This window comes from Streptomyces vastus (assembly GCF_039532825.1).
Classification (GTDB): domain Bacteria; phylum Actinomycetota; class Actinomycetes; order Streptomycetales; family Streptomycetaceae; genus Streptomyces; species Streptomyces vastus.
In genome coordinates this window covers 112,423-130,547 of the sequence record NZ_BAAASJ010000003.1, presented here as the reverse complement: position 1 = coordinate 130,547, position 18,125 = coordinate 112,423, and the positions used below count along the sequence as shown (strand labels likewise).

The window sequence follows — 18,125 nt, the reverse complement described above, 5'->3', positions numbered from 1 at the left end:
CTCAGCCCTCCGAGGGGGCGAGGCGCTTGAGCTCCGCCTCGGTCGACTTGAGCAGGTCGTTCCAGGACGCCTCGAACTTCTCGACGCCCTCGTCCTCCAGCAGCTGGACGACCTCGTCGTACGAGATGCCGATCTTCTCGAGCGCGTCGAGGTCGGCGCGGGCCTGCTCGTACGTACCCGCGATGGTGTTGCCGGTGATCTCGCCGTGCTCCTCGGTGGCGAAGAGCGTGGCCTCCGGCATGGTGTTCACCGTGTTCGGCGCGACCAGCTCGTCGACGTACAGGGTGTCCTTGTACGCCTTGTCCTTGACGCCGGTCGAGGCCCACAGCGGACGCTGCTTGTTGGCCTGTGCCTTGTCGAGGGCGGCCCAGCGGTCCGAGGAGAAGACCTCCTCATACGCCTGGTAGGCGAGCCGCGCGTTGGCGACACCCGCCTTGCCGCGGGCGGCCTTGGCCTCGTCAGTGCCCATGGCGTCGATCCGCTTGTCGATCTCGGTGTCCACGCGGGACACGAAGAAGGACGCCACGGAGTGGATCTTGGACAGGTCCAGGCCCTTGGCCTTGGCCTTCTCCAGACCGCTCACGTACGCGTCCATGACCTCGCGGTAGCGCTCCAGCGAGAAGATCAGCGTGACGTTCACACTGATGCCGTTGCCGATCGTCTCGGTGATCGCCGGGAGGCCCGCCCGGGTGGCCGGGATCTTGATGAGCGTGTTCGGGCGGTCCACCAGCCAGGCGAGCTGCTTGGCCTCGGCGACCGTCGCCCGCGTGTTGTGCGCGAGGCGCGGGTCGACCTCGATCGAGACCCGGCCGTCCTGGCCACCGGTGGCGTCGAATACCGGGCGCAGGATGTCGGCGGCGTCGCGGACGTCCGCCGTCGTGATCATGCGGATGGCCTCTTCGACGGTGACCTCACGGGCGGCGAGGTCGGCGACCTGCTGCTCGTATCCGTCACCGCTCGAGATCGCCTTCTGGAAGATCGACGGATTGGTCGTGACGCCCACGACGTGCTGCTGGTCGATCAGCTCGGCGAGGTTGCCGGACGTGATCCGCTTGCGCGACAGGTCGTCCAGCCAGATCGCCACGCCTTCTTCGGAGAGGCGCTTCAGTGCGTCTGTCATGGAAAATGCATCTCCTACGTGTCGTATGTCAGCGTCAGCGCTGGGCTGCGGCGATCGATTCCCGGGCGGCGGAGGCGATGTTCTCGGCAGTGAAGCCGAACTCGCGGAAGAGGACCTTGCCGTCGGCCGAAGCACCGAAGTGCTCCAGGGAAACGATGCGTCCGGCGTCCCCCACGTACTTGTGCCAGGTCAGACCGACACCGGCCTCGACCGCGACACGCGCCTTGACGGACGGCGGCAGGACGCTGTCCCGGTACCCCTGGTCCTGCTCCTCGAACCACTCCACGGACGGCATGGACACCACCCGCGTCGGCACCCCGGCGGCCTGCAGCTGCTCGCGCGCCTCGACGGCGACATGCACCTCGGAACCGGTCGCGATGAGGACGGCCTGCGGCTCGCCACCCTCTGCGTCGAAGAGCACGTAACCGCCCTTCGCCGCACCTTCGTTGGGCTCGTACGTCGGCACGCCCTGGCGGGTCAGCGCGAGACCGTGCGGGGCGCCCTTGCCGAACTCCTTGGTGTAGCGCTTGAGGATCTCGCGCCAGGCGATGGCGGTCTCGTTGGCGTCGGCCGGGCGGACGATGTTCAGGCCCGGGATCGCGCGCAGTGAGGCGAGGTGCTCGATCGGCTGGTGGGTGGGGCCGTCCTCGCCGAGACCGATGGAGTCGTGCGTCCATACGTACGTCACCGGCAGGTGCATCAGGGCCGACAGGCGCACCGCGTTGCGCATGTAGTCGGAGAACACCAGGAACGTGCCGCCGTAGATACGGGTGTTGCCGTGCAGCGCGATGCCGTTCATCTCCGCGGCCATGGCGTGCTCGCGGATGCCGAAGTGGATCGTGCGGCCGTACGGATCGGCCTCGGCGAGCGGGTTGCCCTGCGGCAGGAACGAACTCGTCTTGTCGATCGTGGTGTTGTTCGAGCCCGCCAAGTCGGCGGAGCCGCCCCACAGTTCGGGGATGACCGCGCCGAGCGCCTGGAGCACCTTGCCGGAGGCGGCACGCGTGGCGACGCCCTTGCCCGGCTCGAAGACGGGGAGGTGCGACTCCCAGCCCTCGGGCAGCTCGCCCGCGTTGACGCGGTCGAACTCGGCGGCCCGCTGCGGGTTGGCCGTACGCCAGGCGGCGAGTGACTTCTCCCACTCGGCGCGGGCCTCACGGCCCCGGTCGCCCAGCGAGCGGGTGTGCGTGATGACCTCGTCGGCGACCTCGAAGGACTTCTCCGGGTCGAAGCCGAGGACGCGCTTGGTGGCCGCGACCTCGTCGTCGCCGAGCGCCGAGCCGTGCGCGGCCTCGGTGTTCTGCGCGTTCGGGGCCGGCCAGGCGATGATCGAGCGCATCGCGATGAAGGACGGCTTGTCGGTGACGGCCTTGGCCTTCTGGATCGCCTCGTACAGCGCGGCCGGGTCGAGGTCGCCGTTCTCCTTCGGCTGCACGCGCTGCACATGCCAGCCGTACGCCTCGTACCGCAGAGCCGTGTCCTCGGAGACGGCCGCCTCGGTGTCGCCCTCGATCGAGATGTGGTTGTCGTCCCACAGCAGGACCAGGTTGCCCAGCTTCTGGTGGCCGGCCAGCGACGAGGCCTCGGCGGAGATGCCCTCCTGGAGGCAGCCGTCACCGGCGATCGCGTAGATGTAGTGGTCGAACGGGGAGGTGCCGGGGGCGGCCTCCGGGTCGAACAGGCCGCGCTCGTAGCGGGCGGCCATCGCCATGCCCACCGCGTTGGCGACGCCCTGGCCGAGCGGGCCCGTCGTTGTCTCCACACCGGCCGTGTGCCCGTACTCGGGGTGGCCCGGGGTCTTCGACCCCCACGTCCTGAAGGCCTTCAGGTCGTCCAGCTCCAGGCCGAATCCGGCGAGGTACAGCTGGGTGTAGAGGGTCAGGGAGGAATGGCCGGCGGAGAGGACGAAACGGTCCCGTCCTGTCCAGTCCGGGTCCGCCGGGTCATGCCGCATCACCTTCTGGAAGAGGGTGTACGCGGCGGGTGCCAGGCTCATCGCCGTACCCGGATGGCCGTTGCCGACCTTCTGTACGGCATCGGCGGCCAGGATGCGGGCCGTGTCGACGGCTCGCTGGTCCAATTCGGTCCACTCGAGGTCTGTGGTGGTCGGCTTGGTGCTCACCCTGAGTCAGGGCTCCTCTCCACATGTTCCACATGTCGAATGCCGGTGCACATGCGCGCCCACCGGCCGTTGTCGAGCCTACCCCCGTAAGAACACGCATTTTTTCGAGTCATTCCACAGTGCCGGGAGTGTTCCGGCGCTGCCTCCCTGACCGGCGCGTTCCGCGGCGGGGCGGGGAATGAACGTGAATACGCAGCCGGTGTTCCGAGCGCTCAATCAAGCCGAATCAAGGGATGCCGAAGCCTTCCCGGCGCCCTCTCCAACACGACCCGACCCCCGCGAAGAGCGGGGTCTGGGCAACGTCTACAGTGGCGTGGTACGCGCGGGCCTTTACCCGGAGTTCACACTCGGGGCTCGCTGGGATGTCTCTGTAGGGGTGTACGTGACGGCCGTTGAATCCCGTCCTGCGGGTGTGCTCGGGACGAGTCAGAGCACGAAGCACCGGCCGTTCGGGGCCCGCATCAAGGCGTTCATCGCTCTTACCAAGCCGCGGATCATCGAGCTGCTGCTGATCACCACCGTGCCGGTGATGTTCCTCGCCCAGCAGGGCGTGCCCGACCTCCAGCTGGTCCTCCTCACCTGCGTCGGCGGCTACCTCTCCGCGGGCGGCGCCAACGCGCTGAACATGTACATCGACCGTGACATCGACGCCCTCATGGCGCGCACCTCGCAGCGCCCACTGGTCACCGGCATGGTCAGCCCTCGCGAGTGCCTGGTCTTCGGTGTCACGCTCGCCGTCGCCTCGACCCTGCTGTTCGGCCTGACCGTCAACTGGCTGTCCGCCTGGCTCTCGCTGGGGGCCCTCCTCTTCTACGTCGTCGTCTACACGATGATCCTCAAGAGGCGTACGTCGCAGAACATCGTCTGGGGCGGCATCGCCGGCTGTCTGCCCGTCCTCATCGGCTGGTCCTCCGTCACCAACTCCCTGTCCTGGGCCCCGGTCATCCTCTTCCTCGTCATGTTCTTCTGGACGCCGCCGCACTACTGGCCGCTGTCGATGAGGGTGCGGGACGACTACGCGCGCGTGGGCGTGCCGATGCTTCCGGTCATCGCCTCCAACAAGGTCGTCGCACGGCAGATCGTCCTCTACAGCTGGGCGATGGTCGCCGTCTCTCTCCTGCTGACGCCGCTGGGCTACACCGGCTGGTTCTACACGGCCGTCGCCCTGGTGACCGGTGGCTTCTGGCTCTGGGAGGCGCACGGGCTGCAGGCCCGCGCCAAGGACGGGGCCGTGGGCGCGAAGCTCAAAGAGATGCGCCTCTTCCACTGGTCCATCACTTACGTCTCGCTGCTGTTCGTGGCAGTGGCGGTGGACCCCTTCCTGCGATAGCCGCATTTCGCCCGGCTCGTACGGCGACGGGCGGGGTGCGTGGTCAAGGCCACGCACCCCGCCCGTCGCCGTTTGATCTACCCGTCGGTAGCATCCTGACCATGGCAGACACGGCAGATACGGCAGACACCCAGCAGGCCGACGAGGCCGCGGACCGCAAGAAGGCCGCCAGGGCGGAGCGTCGTGTGGCGCGCCTCACCAAGCAGATCTCGTCCTTCGCCAAGGCACACGGCGGCGCCGAGGGCCAGATCGCGTACCTGGGACAGCGCGGCGCCCGCATCGTCCTCGTCGGCGAGGACGGCGAATGGGGCGACCTCGTGGCCCCGACCCACGCGATGGCCGAGCAGGCGGTCCAGAAGTCCGGCATCACCGTCCACGAGTCCTTCGACGGCGACTTCGCGGCGAAGGTGAAGACGGGGCGCTACGAGTGGACGCGGATGGCGGGGATCCAGCTGGGCGGCCCTCGTAACGACTGACGGCAACCGGCAGTTTTCGTACTTCCCGCGGTCGTAACCAGCACCTGACTCCCGGCTCACCCGTTAGGACCTGTAAAGGCAGGGCCCACTCGCGGGGGAGTCCCGATGATCGAAACGCCGTCGTTGGTGGACCAGTACTGCCATGGCGTGCTGCGGACAGAGCTGGGCCTGGGCACCTTCGAGGCGCACCTGGCCCGGGGTGAGGGGCGGCCGGCTGCGGGCACGACCTTCTTCGACACCCAGACCGGGTTCGCCGTACGCCGCTGGTGTCCGCCCCTGCTCGGTCTGGAGCCGCACTGTCCGCCGGCCCGCTATCTCGCGCGACGCCGTGAGCTGGGCGTACTGGAGTCGGGGCGCAGGCTGTTGCGGGGCAGTGGGATCACGACCTATCTGGTCGACACCGGCCTGCCGGGCGACCTGACAGGACCCGGCGAGATGGCCTCGGCCGGTGGCGCCGACGCCCACGAGATCGTCCGCCTGGAACTGCTCGCCGAGCAGGTCGCCGACACCTCCGGAACCGTCGAGTCGTTTCTCGCCAACCTCGCCGAGTCGGTGCACGCGGCGGCGGCGAACGCCGTGGCGTTCACATCGGTGGCGGGCGCACGGCATGGTCTGGCGCTCGCGCCCGAACCGCCGGGCCCGGGTGAAGTGCGGGGAGCCGCGGGCCGCTGGCTCACCGGACGCCGCGTCGGCGGCACCCTGTCCGACCCGGTGCTGCTACGGCACCTCCTGTGGATCGCCGTCGCCTCGGGCCGCCCCCTCCAACTGCACGCGGGACTCGGGGAAGGGGACCTGCGCATCGACCGCACCGACCCCGTCCTGCTCACCGACTTCGCCCGCGCCACGGCCGGCCTCGGCACCGACCTGGTCCTGCTGCACCACTACCCGTACCACCGGCACGCGGCGCATCTGACCGGGGTCTTCCCGCATGTGTACGCCGACCTGGGCGCCTCCCTCGTCCATACGGGCGCCCGCGCTTCCGCCGTACTCTCCGAGATCCTCGAGCTCGCCCCCTTCGGCAAGCTGCTCTTCTCCTCCGGCGCCCACGGCCTGCCCGAACTCCATGTGGTCGGCGCCCGCCTCTTCCGCGAGTCGCTGGCCCGGGTGCTCGGTACCTGGGTGGCCGAGGGGGCGTGGTCGCTGGCCGACGCGCAGCGGGTGGCGGGTCTGATCGCGGCCGGAAACGCGCGGCGGGTGTACGGGCTGGAGTGACCTCCGCACACACCGTGCGCAGACTGTGGCCATGACACGCAGCGACGCGACCGACCGGCTCCTCGACCGTTTCCTCACCGAACTGCGCGACCTGGCCCCCGTCGCCGTATGGGCGCACGGCTCACTCGGCGGTGGCGACTACCAGGAGGGCCGCAGCGACCTGGACCTGATCGCGGTCCTGGACGGCCCGATCACGGCGAGAACGGTCTGGCGGGTGGCGCGGCTGCACGCACGCCTGCGCAACGAGGCGCTCGTGGACAAGTTGCACTGCGCCTACCTGACGCCCGGTACTGCGGCAGGCGCGGAGCGACGGCACCTCATCTGGAGACACGAGCACCTGGGCAAGTTCCCCGTCACGCCGGTGACACGGCGGGAGCTGCACACTTTTGGGCTGGTCCTGCACGGCGAGCCGCCCACGGGACTGCTTCCGCCCGTGCCGGACCACGAGCTCGCCGAGTTCGTCGTGCGCGACCAGCGGGACTTCTTGCGGCGGGAGGTCGACCGGGCGAGCAACTGGACGCAGGACATCTGGGTGGACTACGGGCTCGTCACGCACGCCCGTGCCGCGGTCACCCTGAAGGACGGGCGGCTGATCACCAAACGGGAGGCACTGGAGCTCCTGCCCGGACTCGGCGCGCCCGTCGAGGTGGTCGAGGACATCAGACGGCGGCGGTACGAGGGCGATGATGCGGCGCCGAGTAAGGAGTGGACCGCGCGCAGGGCCGAGCTGACCAGGGCCTACCTCGGGCCGTCGATCGACAGCCTCGTACGGGCCTATGCGTGACGCACGTACGGACCTGCGCCTGGCGCACGCGCGCGTGGAGCACGTTTTCGAAGCTACGCGCGCGTGGCGACCCGTTCCGCCGACTGCCCCGACTCCGGAACCTCCACTGCCTCGTGCCGCTCCCGCAGCGACAGCAGCACTCTCAGCGTGGCGATCCACACCAGGCAGGAGCCGAGCATGTGGAGGCCGACCAGAATCTCCGGAAGGTCGGTGAAGTACTGGACGTACCCGATGGCGCCCTGACTGAGGAGCACCAGGAAGAGGTCACGGGTGCGGTGGAGGGGGCCCTTGGGGGCGTCGACGGCTCGCAGGACGAACCACAGGGCGAAGGCCAGCGTCACCACGATCCAGGCCAGGACGGCATGCAGCCTGGTGATGTTCTCCCAGTCCAGCGGGATGCGCTCGACCTCACTCGAGTCGCCGGCGTGCGGGCCCGCGCCTGTGACCACCGTGCCGACCGCGATCAGCAGGACCGTGACGGCGACCAGGGCCCACACGAGTTGCTGCACCGACTTGCCGGCCAGCGGACGCGGCGCCGAGTCGCCCTCCCGGGTGCGCTGCCACATGACGGTGGCGACGGCGATCAGGGCGGTGGACAGCAGGAAGTGGGCGGCGACCGTATAGGGGTTGAGGCCGACCAGGACGACGATGCCGCCGAGCACCGCGTTGCCCATGACGACCCAGAACTGCGCCCAGCCGAGGCGGGTGAGGCCGCGCCGGTACGGCTTCGCGGAGCGGGCCGCGATGATCGCCCAGCCGACCGCCGCGCTCAGGACGTACGTCAGCATCCGGTTGCCGAACTCGATGACCCCGTGGATGCCCATCTCGCTCGTGTTGGTCAGCGAGTCCTCGGAGCATTTGGGCCAGGTCGGGCAACCGAGCCCCGAGCCGGTCAGACGTACGGCACCGCCGGTGACCACGATGACCACCGCCATGACGAGCGCGGCGAGGGCCGCTCGCTGAACCGTCCGGGGTTTCGGGGTCCAGCGTTCGGCGATGAAGGCGAGGGGGTTGCGCACGGCCTCGGCGGCGACGGCGCGGGTCAGATTCGGCACGCGCACCATGGTAGGCGGCCGCTTGTGCACGTCTTCACGAGGGGGCAGCGTGCACTCCGCCCTACTCCCAGCGGAAGAAACGGGCGGCGGCCGTGAGACTGACGACTCCCCACACGGCCAGGATCCCGAGGTCCCCCCACGGCATCCAGGCGCCGTGCTGGAGCACGTCCCTCAGCCCGTCCGAGAGGGCCGAGATCGGCAGCAGGCCGAGGAGGAACTGGGCCGTGTCCGGGAACTTGTCGAGCGGGACGACGACCCCGCCGCCCACGAGCAGCAGGAGGAAGACCAGGTTCGCGGCGGCCAGCGTCGCCTCCGCCTTCAGCGTGCCCGCCATCAGCAGGCCGAGGCCCGAGAAGGCGGCCGTGCCGAGGACGAGCAGGAGCAGGACGGCGAGGGGGCTGCCGTGGGGCGACCAGCCGAGGGCGAAGGCGATCACCGTCACCAGGATCACCTGGAGGATCTCCGTCACCAGTACGGAGAGGGTCTTCGCCGCCATCAGCCCCCAGCGGGGGAGCGGAGAGGCGGCGAGCCGCTTCAGTACGCCGTACCGCCGCTCGAAGCCCGTGGCGATGGCCTGTCCCGTGAACGCCGTCGACATCACCGCGAGCGCGAGGATGCCGGGCGCCAGGAAGTCGACCGCCTCGCCCTCGCCCGTATCGATGATGTCGACCGAGCTGAACAGCACGAGCAGCAGCGTCGGGATGACGACCGTCAGCAGCAACTGCTCGCCGTTGCGCAGCAGCATCTTCGTCTCGAGGGCCGCCTGCGCCGCGATCATGCGGGTCAGCGGGGCCGCCCCAGGCTTCGGGGTGTACGTACCGGCGGTGGTCACGAACGCAGCTCCTTGCCGGTCAGCTCCAGAAACACGTCTTCAAGGGTGTGCCGCTCCACCGAGATCCTCTCCGGCATCACCCCGTGCTGGGCGCACCAGGACGTGACGGTCGCGAGGAGCTGCGGGTCGACCTTGCCGCCCACCCGGTACGCGCCCGGCGTCAGCTCGGCCGCCGTGCAGTCCGGCGGGAGCGCCTTGAGCAGGGAACCTATGTCGAGGCCGGGACGCCCGCTGAAGCGGAGCGTGTTCTCGGCGCCGCCGCGGCACAGCTCCTCGGGGGAGCCCTGGGCGATGACCCGGCCCGCGTCGATGATCGCCACGTCGTCGGCGAGCTGCTCGGCCTCGTCCATGTAGTGCGTGGTCAGGATGACCGAGACGCCGTCCGCACGCAGATCGCGTACGAGGTCCCAGGTGGCCCGGCGCGCCTGCGGATCGAGTCCGGCGGTCGGCTCGTCCAGGAAGACGAGTTCGGGCCGGCCGACGACGGCCATCGCGAGCGCGAGCCGCTGCTGCTGGCCGCCGGACAGCCGCCGGTATGTCGTGCGGCCGCAACTGCCGAGGCCGAGGCGGTCGATCAGCGCGTCCACGTCCAGCGGATGCGCGTGCAGCTTGGCCATGTGGTGGAGCATCTCGTCGGCGCGGGCGCCCGAGTAGACGCCGCCGGACTGGAGCATCACGCCGATCCGGGGACGCAGAGCCGCGGCCTCGCGCACCGGATCGAGCCCCAGTACGCGTACCGTCCCCGAGTTCGGCTTCCGGTATCCCTCGCAGGTCTCGACCGTGGTCGTCTTGCCCGCCCCGTTGGGACCCAGTACGGCGGTGATCCCCGTCCCGGCCACCAGGTCGAGGCCATCCACCGCGGTCTTCGTGCGGTACCGCTTCACCAGGGCCTGGACCTGGACGACGGGGTCGCTTCGCATGGCCCGAGTCTAGGTACGCGCTCAATGCCCAGGACGGGCGGGTTGGCGATCCCCTGCGATCCTCTCCGGGCCCCTTCCGATCCGGGTGACACAGCTCTCCTGCCACCGCGCACTCTGGGCTGTTCGGGTGGATCGGCCGTAATCGTCGGATAGCGACCTTCTGGCGGTGCTTCAGTTGTCATGGTCCGCCCAGGGCGGGATGTGGACGTCTTCCCTCTCCCGCAGACGCCGGGGGTGACCTTCGAGGACACCGTCTGAGGTGCTCGCGTACGACGGGGCGGCGGTGGTGCCCACGGCTCGGGTGATCGATCAAAAGATCAACTCCGCAGGTCGGCTTAGGTATACCTAAGTGATGCACCGCACGCTGGGCGGCGCGGACGCGGGTTGTCACGCTCTCGGGAATTACGCAACAATGGTGTTGTGAAAAACGTCGGCCAGGCTCCGCAGGAGGAACTAGCAGCCGGGTTGCGCTCGGACCGCTCGACGCGCAACCGGGTGGCGCGCTCCATCCTGGACCACGGCCCGTCGACCGTGGCCGACCTGGCCGGCCGCCTCGGCCTCACCCAGGCGGCCGTACGCCGGCATCTCGATGCCCTGGTCGCCGACGACGTCGTGGAGCCGCGTGAGAAGCGCGTCTATGGAGCACGTACGCGCGGCCGGCCCGCCAAGGTCTTCGCGCTGACGGACTGCGGCCGTGACGCCTTCGACCAGTCGTACGACAAGCTCGCCGCCGACGCGCTGCGCTGGATCGCCGATCGTGAAGGCGGTGACGAAGCCGTCGCCGCCTTCGCCCGCGCCAGGATCGCCGCACTGGCCGGGGCGTACCGCAAGGCCATCGAGGCCGCCACCCCCGACAAGCGCACCGAAGCCCTGGCCAAGGCCCTGAGCGCGGACGGGTACGCTGCTACGGCGCGCAGCGCTCCCCTTCCCCACAAGGGCGAGCAGCTCTGCCAGCACCACTGCCCGGTCGCCCATGTCGCCGAGCAGTTCCCCCAGTTGTGCGAGGCGGAGACCGAGATCTTTTCCCAGTTGCTCGGGACGCATGTCCAGCGGCTGGCCACCATCGCCCACGGCGACGGTGTCTGCACGACGTTCATCCCCAAGGCAACCCACCAGACCACCGATAACGCATCTGCAAGCACGGCCGGGAGGAACCCCGCATGACTCTCCCCACGGAGACTGCCCACCCTGAGCTCGAGGGTCTGGGCACGTACGAATACGGCTGGGCCGACTCGGACGTAGCCGGTGCCTCGGCCAAGCGCGGCCTGAACGAGGATGTCGTACGCGACATCTCCGCGAAGAAGAACGAGCCGGAGTGGATGACCAAGCTCCGTCTCAAGGGCCTGCGCCTGTTCGAGAAGAAGCCCATGCCCAGCTGGGGCTCGGACCTGTCGGGCATCGACTTCGACAACATCAAGTACTTCGTACGTTCCACGGAGAAGCAGGCGGAGTCCTGGGAGGACCTGCCCGAGGACATCAAGAACACGTACGACAAGCTCGGCATCCCGGAGGCGGAGAAGCAGCGCCTCGTCGCCGGTGTCGCGGCCCAGTACGAGTCGGAGGTCGTCTACCACCAGATCCGCGAGGACCTGGAGGAGCAGGGCGTCATCTTCCTGGACACCGACACGGCCCTGAAGGAGCACCCCGAGCTCTTCAAGGAGTACTTCGGGACGGTCATCCCGGTCGGTGACAACAAGTTCGCCTCGCTGAACTCCGCCGTGTGGTCCGGCGGTTCCTTCATCTACGTGCCGAAGGGCGTGCACGTGGAGATCCCGCTCCAGGCCTACTTCCGGATCAACACGGAGAACATGGGCCAGTTCGAGCGGACTCTGATCATCGTCGACGAGGGCGCCTATGTGCACTACGTCGAGGGCTGCACGGCGCCGATCTACAAGAGCGACTCTCTGCACAGCGCGGTCGTCGAGATCATCGTCAAGAAGAACGCCCGCTGCCGCTACACGACGATCCAGAACTGGTCGAACAACGTCTACAACCTGGTCACCAAGCGCGCCGTCGCCTACGAGGGCGCGACCATGGAGTGGATCGACGGCAACATCGGCTCCAAGGTGACGATGAAGTACCCCGCCGTCTACCTGATGGGCGAGCACGCCAAGGGCGAGACCCTGTCCATCGCCTTCGCGGGCGAGGGGCAGCACCAGGACGCCGGCTCCAAGATGGTCCACATGGCGCCGAACACCTCCTCCAACATCGTCTCCAAGTCGGTGGCGCGCGCCGGCGGCCGAACGTCGTACCGCGGTCTGGTGGAGATCGGCGAGGGCGCCCACGGCTCGAAGTCCAACGTGCTGTGTGACGCACTGCTCGTCGACACGATCTCGCGGTCCGACACCTACCCGTATGTGGACGTCCGTGAGGACGACGTGTCCATGGGCCACGAGGCGACCGTCTCCAAGGTCTCCGAGGACCAGCTCTTCTACCTGATGAGCCGCGGCCTGAGCGAGTTCGAGGCGATGGCCATGATCGTGCGCGGCTTCGTCGAGCCGATCGCCAAGGAGCTGCCCATGGAGTACGCGCTTGAGCTCAACCGGCTGATCGAGCTGCAGATGGAGGGCGCGGTCGGCTGACCGACCTCCAGTACCGACGTCTCGGGGGGCGGCCGATCCGCCCCCCACCAGCAGCGCGAAGACTCATTACGTAGGAAGAGAGCAGACCGACAGCCATGGCTGAGGCTCAGAACTCCCCCACCCTCGAACCCGCTCGGGCGGGGGGACCCCCACCCGTGGGGTCGACCACCGCGGGCCAGATCGCGGTCGCCGCCGAGTCGACCGTCGCCACGCGCATGAGCGCGCCCCCGTCCTTCGACGTGGCGGACTTCCCGGTCCCGCACGGCCGCGAGGAGGAGTGGCGGTTCACTCCGCTGGAGCGGCTGCGCGGGCTGCACGACGGCACCGCCGTCGCCAACGGCACCGGTGTGAAGGTCGATGTGCAGGCCCCCGAGGGCGTCACCGTCGAGACCGTCGGCCGTGACGACGCGCGGATCGGCAAGGCGGGCACTCCGGTGGACCGTGTGGCCGCCCAGGCGTTTTCGGCGTTCGAGCAGGCCGGCGTGATCACCGTCCCCAAGGAGACGGTGCTCACCGAGCCGATCCGTGTCGCCGTGCACGGCGAGGGCGGGATCGCCTACGGCCACCAGGTCGTCGAGCTCGGCGCCTTCGCCGAGGCCGTCGTCGTGATCGACCACACCGGTGACGCGGTGCTCGCCGCCAACGTCGACTACATCCTGGGCGACGGCGCCAAGCTCACCGTCATCTCCGTCCAGGACTGGGACGACAAGGCCGTGCACGTCGGCCAGCACAACGCGCTGATCGGCCGCGACGCCACCTTCAAGTCGTTCGTGGTCACCTTCGGCGGCGATCTCGTACGCCTCCACCCGCGCGTCCAGTACGCCGGCACCGGCGGCGAGGCCGAGCTCTTCGGCCTGTACTTCACCGACGCGGGCCAGCACCAGGAGCACCGCCTCCTCGTCGACCACAACACCCCGCACTGCAAGTCGAACGTCGCCTACAAGGGCGCGCTCCAGGGCGACGACGCGCACGCGGTGTGGATCGGTGACGTGCTGATCGAGGCCAAGGCCGAGGGCACGGACACGTACGAGATGAACCGGAACCTCGTGCTGACCGACGGCGCCCGGGTCGACTCCGTACCGAACCTCGAGATCGAGACCGGCGAAATCGTCGGCGCCGGCCACGCGAGCGCCACCGGCCGCTTCGACGACGAGCAGCTCTTCTACCTGATGGCCCGCGGCATCCCCGCCGACGAGGCCCGCCGCCTCGTCGTCCGCGGCTTCTTCGCCGAGCTGGTCCAGCAGATCGGCGTCGACGACATCGAGGAGCGGCTGCTCGTGAAGATCGACGAGGAGCTGGAGGCGTCGGTCTGATGGCCATCGCGTTCGTACGCGCCTGCGGGCTGAGCGAGCTGGAGGAGGACACCCCGAAGCGGGTGGAACTCGACGGCACGCCGGTCTCCGTCGTGCAGACCGAGGGCGAGGTGTTCGCGATCCACGACATCTGCTCGCACGCGAACGTCTCGCTGTCGGAGGGCGAGGTGGACGACTGCCACATCGAGTGCTGGCTGCACGGCTCGCGTTTCGATCTGCGTTCCGGGAAACCCGACGCTCTGCCCGCGACCCGCCCCATTCCCGTATACCCCGTAAAGATCGAAGGGGACGATGTGCTCGTCTCCCTCACCCAGGAGTCCTGAGGCACCCATGGCAACGCTTGAAATCCGAGACCTGCACGTCACCGTCGAGGCCGACAACGCCACGAAGGAGATCCTCAAGGGCGTCGACCTCACCGTGAAGCAGGGCGAGACGCACGCCATCATGGGCCCGAACGGCTCCGGCAAGTCGACTCTCGCCTACTCGCTCGCGGGTCACCCCAAGTACACGATCACCGAGGGCACCGTCACCCTCGACGGCGAGGACGTCCTGGAGATGTCCGTCGACGAGCGCGCCCGCGCCGGCCTCTTCCTCGCAATGCAGTACCCGGTCGAGGTCCCCGGCGTCTCGGTCTCCAACTTCCTCCGTACCTCCGCCACCGCCATCCGCGGCGAGGCCCCCAAGCTGCGTACGTGGATCAAGGAGGTGAAGGAGGCCATGCAGCACCTGAACATGGACCCCGCCTTCGCCGAGCGCAATGTGAACGAAGGCTTCTCCGGCGGTGAGAAGAAGCGCCACGAGATCCTCCAGCTCGAGCTGCTCAAGCCGAAGATCGCGATCCTCGACGAGACCGACTCCGGCCTCGACGTCGACGCGCTCCGGGTCGTCTCCGAGGGCGTCAACCGCGTCCGGGAGACCGGCGAGGTGGGCACGCTGCTCATCACGCACTACACGCGCATCCTGCGCTACGTCAAGCCCGACCACGTCCACGTCTTCGCGGGCGGCCGCATCGCCGAGTCCGGCGGTCCCGAGCTGGCCGACAAGCTGGAGGCCGAGGGCTACGAGGCTTACACGAAGGGTGGCGTATCAGCGTGACGCAGCTGCCGGGCCTCCTCGACACAGAGGCGATCCGCAAGGACTTCCCCGTCCTGGACCGACAGGTCCACGACGGCAAGAAGCTGGTGTACCTGGACAACGCGGCGACCTCGCAGAAACCGCGCCAGGTACTGGACGCCCTGAACGAGTACTACGAGCGCCACAACGCCAACGTCCATCGCGGTGTGCATGTGCTCGCCGAGGAGGCCACGGCGCTGTACGAGGGCGCGCGGGACAAGGTCGCCACGTTCATCAACGCGCCCAGCCGCGACGAGGTGATCTTCACCAAGAACGCCTCCGAATCGCTCAACCTCGTGGCCAACATGCTCGGCTGGGCCGACGAGCCCTACCGCGTCGACCACGAGACCGAGATCGTCATCACGGAGATGGAGCACCACTCCAACATCGTTCCGTGGCAGCTGCTGTCGCAGCGCACGGGCGCGAAGCTGAAGTGGTTCGGCCTGACCGACGACGGCCGCCTCGACCTGTCGAACATCGACGAGATCATCACCGAGAAGACGAAGATCGTGTCCTTCGTGCTGGTCTCGAACATCCTCGGCACCTTCAACCCGGTCGAGGCGATAATCCGCCGGGCGCAGGAGGTCGGCGCTCTCGTCTGCATCGACGCCTCGCAGGCCGCGCCGCACATGCCGCTGGACGTGCAGGCTCTCCAGGCCGACTTCGTGGCCTTCACCGGCCACAAGATGTGCGCTCCGACGGGCGTCGGCATCCTGTGGGGACGCCAGGAGCTGCTGGAGGACCTGCCTCCGTTCCTCGGCGGCGGCGAGATGATCGAGACGGTGTCGATGCACTCGTCGACGTACGCACCGGCGCCGCACAAGTTCGAGGCCGGCACGCCCCCGATCGCGCAGGCGGTCGGTCTCGGCGCGGCGATCGACTACCTGACCTCCATCGGCATGGAGAAGGTCGCGGCCCACGAGCACGCGCTGACCGAGTACGCGGTCAAGCGCCTGTCGGAGGTCCCCGACCTGCGGATCATCGGCCCCACCACGGCCGAGGAGCGCGGCGCGGCGATCTCCTTCACGCTCGGCGACATCCACCCCCACGACGTGGGCCAGGTCCTCGACGAGCAGGGCATCGCGGTCCGGGTCGGCCACCACTGCGCCCGGCCCGTCTGCCTGAGGTACGGAATTCCTGCGACCACGCGAGCGTCGTTCTATCTGTACTCCACGCCGGGTGAGATCGACGCACTCGTGGAAGGCCTGGACTACGTACGGAACTTCTTCGGCTGAGGAGCTGGCTGGGTCGTGCTGTGTTATCCCGGGGGGCGACCCCCGGACCCCCGGCAGAGAAAGCACGCGATGCGAGGCTTGGCAGAGACGCGAGGTTGATGGGTGTGAAGCTGGATTCGATGTACCAGGAAGTCATCCTGGACCACTACAAGCACCCGCACGGGCGCGGTCTGCGGGATGGCGACGCCGAGGTGCACCACGTCAACCCGACGTGCGGTGACGAGATCACGCTGCGCGTGAAGTACGAGGGCTCGCAGATCGCGGATGTGAGCTACGAGGGCCAGGGCTGCTCGATCAGCCAGGCCTCCGCCTCCGTACTGAACGAACTGCTGGTCGGCAAGCAGCTCGCCGAGGCGCAGAAGATCCAGGAGACCTTCCTGGAGCTGATGCAGTCCAAGGGCCGCATCGAGCCGGACGACGCGATGGAGGAGGTCCTGGAGGACGCGGTGGCGTTCGCCGGGGTGTCCAAGTACCCCGCCCGTGTGAAGTGCGCCCTGCTGAGCTGGATGGCGTGGAAGGACGCGACGGCCCAGGCCCTGGGCGAGGCCGACGCCGAAAGGAAAACGGCATGAGCGAGACCATTGAGATGAAGCCGGCCTCGGAGGAAGAGGTCCGCGAGGCGCTGTACGACGTCGTCGACCCCGAGTTGGGCATCGACGTCGTCAACCTCGGACTGATCTACGGCATCCACATCGACGAAGCGAACATCGCGACGCTCGACATGACCCTGACGTCGGCGGCCTGTCCGCTCACGGACGTCATCGAGGACCAGGCCAAGTCCGCCACGGACGGCCTCGTCAGCGAGCTGAGGATCAACTGGGTCTGGATGCCGCCGTGGGGCCCCGACAAGATCACGGACGACGGACGTGAGCAGCTTCGCGCGCTCGGGTTCAACGTCTGAGTTCGCATATACGTGTGTGGGCCCCGGCAACTGCCGGGGCCCCACACGTTTGAGGTCACGCACCGCGTTTCACGGTCGCCGCTGACGGCTCAGCTCAAGCCCTCCACCAGCCGGAACGCCGAGTCGGCCCGGTACAGATTGCTGTGGTCGTACGGATCCAGCCGGAGCTGGAAGTTGCGGTGGCGCAGGAAGCGGCCGGGGTAGTTGACCGCCTCCAGCATCACGGCGCCGGCGTACGAGGACGGGCGCGGGCAGAACGTGGCGTCCTTCTTGAAGAGCTCCGAGCCGTCGTGACGGTCCGTGCGGAGGCGGAACTCGCGGTGGCGGACGTAGCTGCCGTCGCTGGTGGAGAAGGACACGCACCGGGAGTCGGCGAGGCCGGGTACGAGCTTGAAGGTGGAGTCCCGCCGGGTCTCGTCGGAGCTGCCGGAGTTCACCTGGTCGAGACGGCCGGTGCCGTCGCTGAAGTGCCAATAGCGGTCGGGGTAGTTGACCGCCTGGACCGACTTCCGCGAGGAGGCCGGCGGCTTGGCGGGGGCCTTGCTTGAGGCGGGAGGCTTTGACGGCTCGGGGATGGGCTCGGAGCCTCGCTGCTGGGCCTCGGAAGAGTCGGGACCATCCTTGTCGTCCGAGGAGGCGTCCTCCTCGGGGGACGGCTGCGGTGAGGAAAGGCCGCTCTTTCCGCTGGGCTCCGTGGTGGGGCCTTCGGGGGTGTAGCCGGGGACGACCGGCTGCGCGGCCGAGGTGGTCTGCGGCTCTTGCGACCCCTTGCCCTCGGTCTGGTCGAGTATGGCGATCGCGGTCACCGTGGAGGCCAGCACCGCCACGGCCAGTACGCCGGCCAGGTAGAGGCGGCGCGTCCCGGGTATGCGGCCTCCGTCGAGGTCTTCGCCGGTCTCCCATACCTTCGGGGGCTGTTCTGTGGGGAGTTGGGAATGCGCTGTCTTGGCAGCGGCACGTGGGGGACGGCTCTGTGCGCCCTTCGGCTCAGGTGCGGGCTGGTCCGGACCGGGTCCGGGCTTGCTGTCTGGCATGCGCTGTTCCTCCAGCGTCGCCTTGAGGCGAACGCGGATTGGTCATGTGCCCTCGCCATGAGAGGAAGCACGAGAGGAAGCGGAGGTCGCGACACG

General features: G+C 68.7%; 18 protein-coding genes. 12 read left to right on the top strand and 6 right to left on the bottom strand.

Annotated elements, in window-relative coordinates; all coding sequences use genetic code 11:
• Window position 1: 1 nt before the first annotated feature.
• Window positions 2-1,120 (bottom strand): transaldolase, encoded by a 1,119-nt coding sequence (gene tal / locus ABD357_RS01885; RefSeq protein ID WP_344386995.1) that lies wholly within the window; start codon window positions 1,118-1,120, stop codon window positions 2-4.
• Window positions 1,121-1,154: 34 nt separating this feature from the next.
• Window positions 1,155-3,242 carry a transketolase gene (gene tkt / locus ABD357_RS01880; protein WP_344386994.1) on the bottom strand — a complete coding sequence of 696 codons (2,088 nt, stop codon included), beginning with the start codon at window positions 3,240-3,242 and terminating at the stop codon, window positions 1,155-1,157.
• A 376-nt stretch (window positions 3,243-3,618) separates the two neighbouring features.
• Here tkt and ABD357_RS01875 point away from each other — a divergent pair, with 376 nt between their 5' ends.
• From ABD357_RS01875 to ABD357_RS01860, 4 genes are all read left to right on the top strand, one after another.
• A complete protein-coding gene (locus ABD357_RS01875; protein ID WP_344386993.1) occupies window positions 3,619-4,572 on the top strand; it encodes a heme o synthase in 954 nt (317 codons plus the stop codon).
• A 101-nt stretch (window positions 4,573-4,673) separates the two neighbouring features.
• A complete protein-coding gene (locus ABD357_RS01870; protein ID WP_344386992.1) occupies window positions 4,674-5,048 on the top strand; it encodes a hypothetical protein in 375 nt (124 codons plus the stop codon).
• Window positions 5,049-5,153: 105 nt separating this feature from the next.
• Window positions 5,154-6,260: an amidohydrolase family protein gene (locus tag ABD357_RS01865; RefSeq protein WP_344386991.1), complete on the top strand. Its 1,107-nt coding sequence runs from the start codon at window positions 5,154-5,156 to the stop codon at window positions 6,258-6,260.
• Window positions 6,261-6,291: 31 nt separating this feature from the next.
• Complete coding sequence (locus ABD357_RS01860) at window positions 6,292-7,044, top strand: nucleotidyltransferase domain-containing protein (protein WP_344386990.1); 753 nt, start codon at window positions 6,292-6,294, stop codon at window positions 7,042-7,044.
• Between the two features lie 53 nt (window positions 7,045-7,097).
• On the opposite strand, the gene ABD357_RS01855 is transcribed toward ABD357_RS01860, so the two are convergent.
• Genes ABD357_RS01855 through ABD357_RS01845 form a run of 3 tightly spaced genes read right to left on the bottom strand, consistent with a single transcriptional unit; the run spans window position 7,098 to window position 9,851 of the window.
• The gene (locus ABD357_RS01855; protein WP_344386989.1) at window positions 7,098-8,108 is read right to left on the bottom strand and encodes a COX15/CtaA family protein; all 1,011 of its coding nucleotides are present in this window, start codon (window positions 8,106-8,108) and stop codon (window positions 7,098-7,100) included.
• A 52-nt stretch (window positions 8,109-8,160) separates the two neighbouring features.
• Window positions 8,161-8,877 (bottom strand): ABC transporter permease, encoded by a 717-nt coding sequence (locus ABD357_RS01850; RefSeq protein ID WP_344387041.1) that lies wholly within the window; start codon window positions 8,875-8,877, stop codon window positions 8,161-8,163.
• 50 nt (window positions 8,878-8,927) lie between these two features.
• The gene (locus tag ABD357_RS01845; protein ID WP_344386988.1) at window positions 8,928-9,851 is read right to left on the bottom strand and encodes an ABC transporter ATP-binding protein; all 924 of its coding nucleotides are present in this window, start codon (window positions 9,849-9,851) and stop codon (window positions 8,928-8,930) included.
• Window positions 9,852-10,271: 420 nt separating this feature from the next.
• Between ABD357_RS01845 and ABD357_RS01840 the strand changes: the two genes are divergently transcribed.
• The 8 genes from ABD357_RS01840 to ABD357_RS01805 all read left to right on the top strand — a co-directional run bounded on the left by ABD357_RS01840 (window position 10,272) and on the right by ABD357_RS01805 (window position 16,995).
• Window positions 10,272-11,015: a helix-turn-helix transcriptional regulator gene (locus tag ABD357_RS01840; RefSeq protein ID WP_344386987.1), complete on the top strand. Its 744-nt coding sequence runs from the start codon at window positions 10,272-10,274 to the stop codon at window positions 11,013-11,015.
• Entirely contained in the window at window positions 11,012-12,433 is a 1,422-nt protein-coding gene (sufB, locus tag ABD357_RS01835) for a Fe-S cluster assembly protein SufB (protein ID WP_344386986.1), read from the top strand. The genes ABD357_RS01840 and sufB overlap by 4 nt, the downstream gene beginning before the upstream one ends.
• A gap of 95 nt (window positions 12,434-12,528) precedes the next feature.
• Window positions 12,529-13,746 (top strand): Fe-S cluster assembly protein SufD, encoded by a 1,218-nt coding sequence (gene sufD, locus ABD357_RS01830; RefSeq protein WP_344386985.1) that lies wholly within the window; start codon window positions 12,529-12,531, stop codon window positions 13,744-13,746.
• A gap of 5 nt (window positions 13,747-13,751) precedes the next feature.
• Window positions 13,752-14,069: a non-heme iron oxygenase ferredoxin subunit gene (locus tag ABD357_RS01825; RefSeq protein ID WP_165340025.1), complete on the top strand. Its 318-nt coding sequence runs from the start codon at window positions 13,752-13,754 to the stop codon at window positions 14,067-14,069.
• Window positions 14,070-14,076: 7 nt separating this feature from the next.
• Window positions 14,077-14,841, top strand: a complete 765-nt coding sequence (sufC, locus tag ABD357_RS01820) for a Fe-S cluster assembly ATPase SufC (protein ID WP_344386983.1) — start codon at window positions 14,077-14,079, stop codon at window positions 14,839-14,841.
• Window positions 14,838-16,094, top strand: a complete 1,257-nt coding sequence (locus ABD357_RS01815; protein ID WP_344386982.1) for a cysteine desulfurase — start codon at window positions 14,838-14,840, stop codon at window positions 16,092-16,094. The genes sufC and ABD357_RS01815 overlap by 4 nt, the downstream gene beginning before the upstream one ends.
• A 104-nt stretch (window positions 16,095-16,198) precedes the next feature.
• Window positions 16,199-16,666 (top strand): Fe-S cluster assembly sulfur transfer protein SufU, encoded by a 468-nt coding sequence (sufU, locus tag ABD357_RS01810; protein WP_165340002.1) that lies wholly within the window; start codon window positions 16,199-16,201, stop codon window positions 16,664-16,666.
• Window positions 16,663-16,995, top strand: coding sequence for a metal-sulfur cluster assembly factor (locus tag ABD357_RS01805; RefSeq protein WP_344386980.1), 333 nt, complete (start codon window positions 16,663-16,665; stop codon window positions 16,993-16,995). The genes sufU and ABD357_RS01805 overlap by 4 nt, the downstream gene beginning before the upstream one ends.
• A gap of 89 nt (window positions 16,996-17,084) precedes the next feature.
• Here the strand turns inward: ABD357_RS01805 and ABD357_RS01800 are convergent, their stop codons facing one another.
• A complete protein-coding gene (locus tag ABD357_RS01800; RefSeq protein WP_344386979.1) occupies window positions 17,085-18,029 on the bottom strand; it encodes an AbfB domain-containing protein in 945 nt (314 codons plus the stop codon).
• Window positions 18,030-18,125: the final 96 nt, after the last annotated feature.

Bases quoted from the DNA above. Each gene is read 5' to 3' on its own strand.
- ABD357_RS01800 (WP_344386979.1), bottom strand. From the start codon at position 18,029: ATGCCAGACAGCAAGCCCGGACCCGGTCCGGACCAGCCCGCACCTGAG.
- ABD357_RS01855 (WP_344386989.1), bottom strand. From the start codon at position 8,108: ATGGTGCGCGTGCCGAATCTGACCCGCGCCGTCGCCGCCGAGGCCGTG.
- sufC (WP_344386983.1), top strand. From the start codon at position 14,077: ATGGCAACGCTTGAAATCCGAGACCTGCACGTCACCGTCGAGGCCGAC.
- ABD357_RS01870 (WP_344386992.1), top strand. From the start codon at position 4,674: ATGGCAGACACGGCAGATACGGCAGACACCCAGCAGGCCGACGAGGCC.
- ABD357_RS01865 (WP_344386991.1), top strand. From the start codon at position 5,154: ATGATCGAAACGCCGTCGTTGGTGGACCAGTACTGCCATGGCGTGCTG.
- ABD357_RS01845 (WP_344386988.1), bottom strand. From the start codon at position 9,851: ATGCGAAGCGACCCCGTCGTCCAGGTCCAGGCCCTGGTGAAGCGGTAC.
- tal (WP_344386995.1), bottom strand. From the start codon at position 1,120: ATGACAGACGCACTGAAGCGCCTCTCCGAAGAAGGCGTGGCGATCTGG.
- ABD357_RS01805 (WP_344386980.1), top strand. From the start codon at position 16,663: ATGAGCGAGACCATTGAGATGAAGCCGGCCTCGGAGGAAGAGGTCCGC.
- ABD357_RS01860 (WP_344386990.1), top strand. From the start codon at position 6,292: ATGACACGCAGCGACGCGACCGACCGGCTCCTCGACCGTTTCCTCACC.
- ABD357_RS01850 (WP_344387041.1), bottom strand. From the start codon at position 8,877: ATGATCGCGGCGCAGGCGGCCCTCGAGACGAAGATGCTGCTGCGCAAC.
- sufD (WP_344386985.1), top strand. From the start codon at position 12,529: ATGGCTGAGGCTCAGAACTCCCCCACCCTCGAACCCGCTCGGGCGGGG.
- sufB (WP_344386986.1), top strand. From the start codon at position 11,012: ATGACTCTCCCCACGGAGACTGCCCACCCTGAGCTCGAGGGTCTGGGC.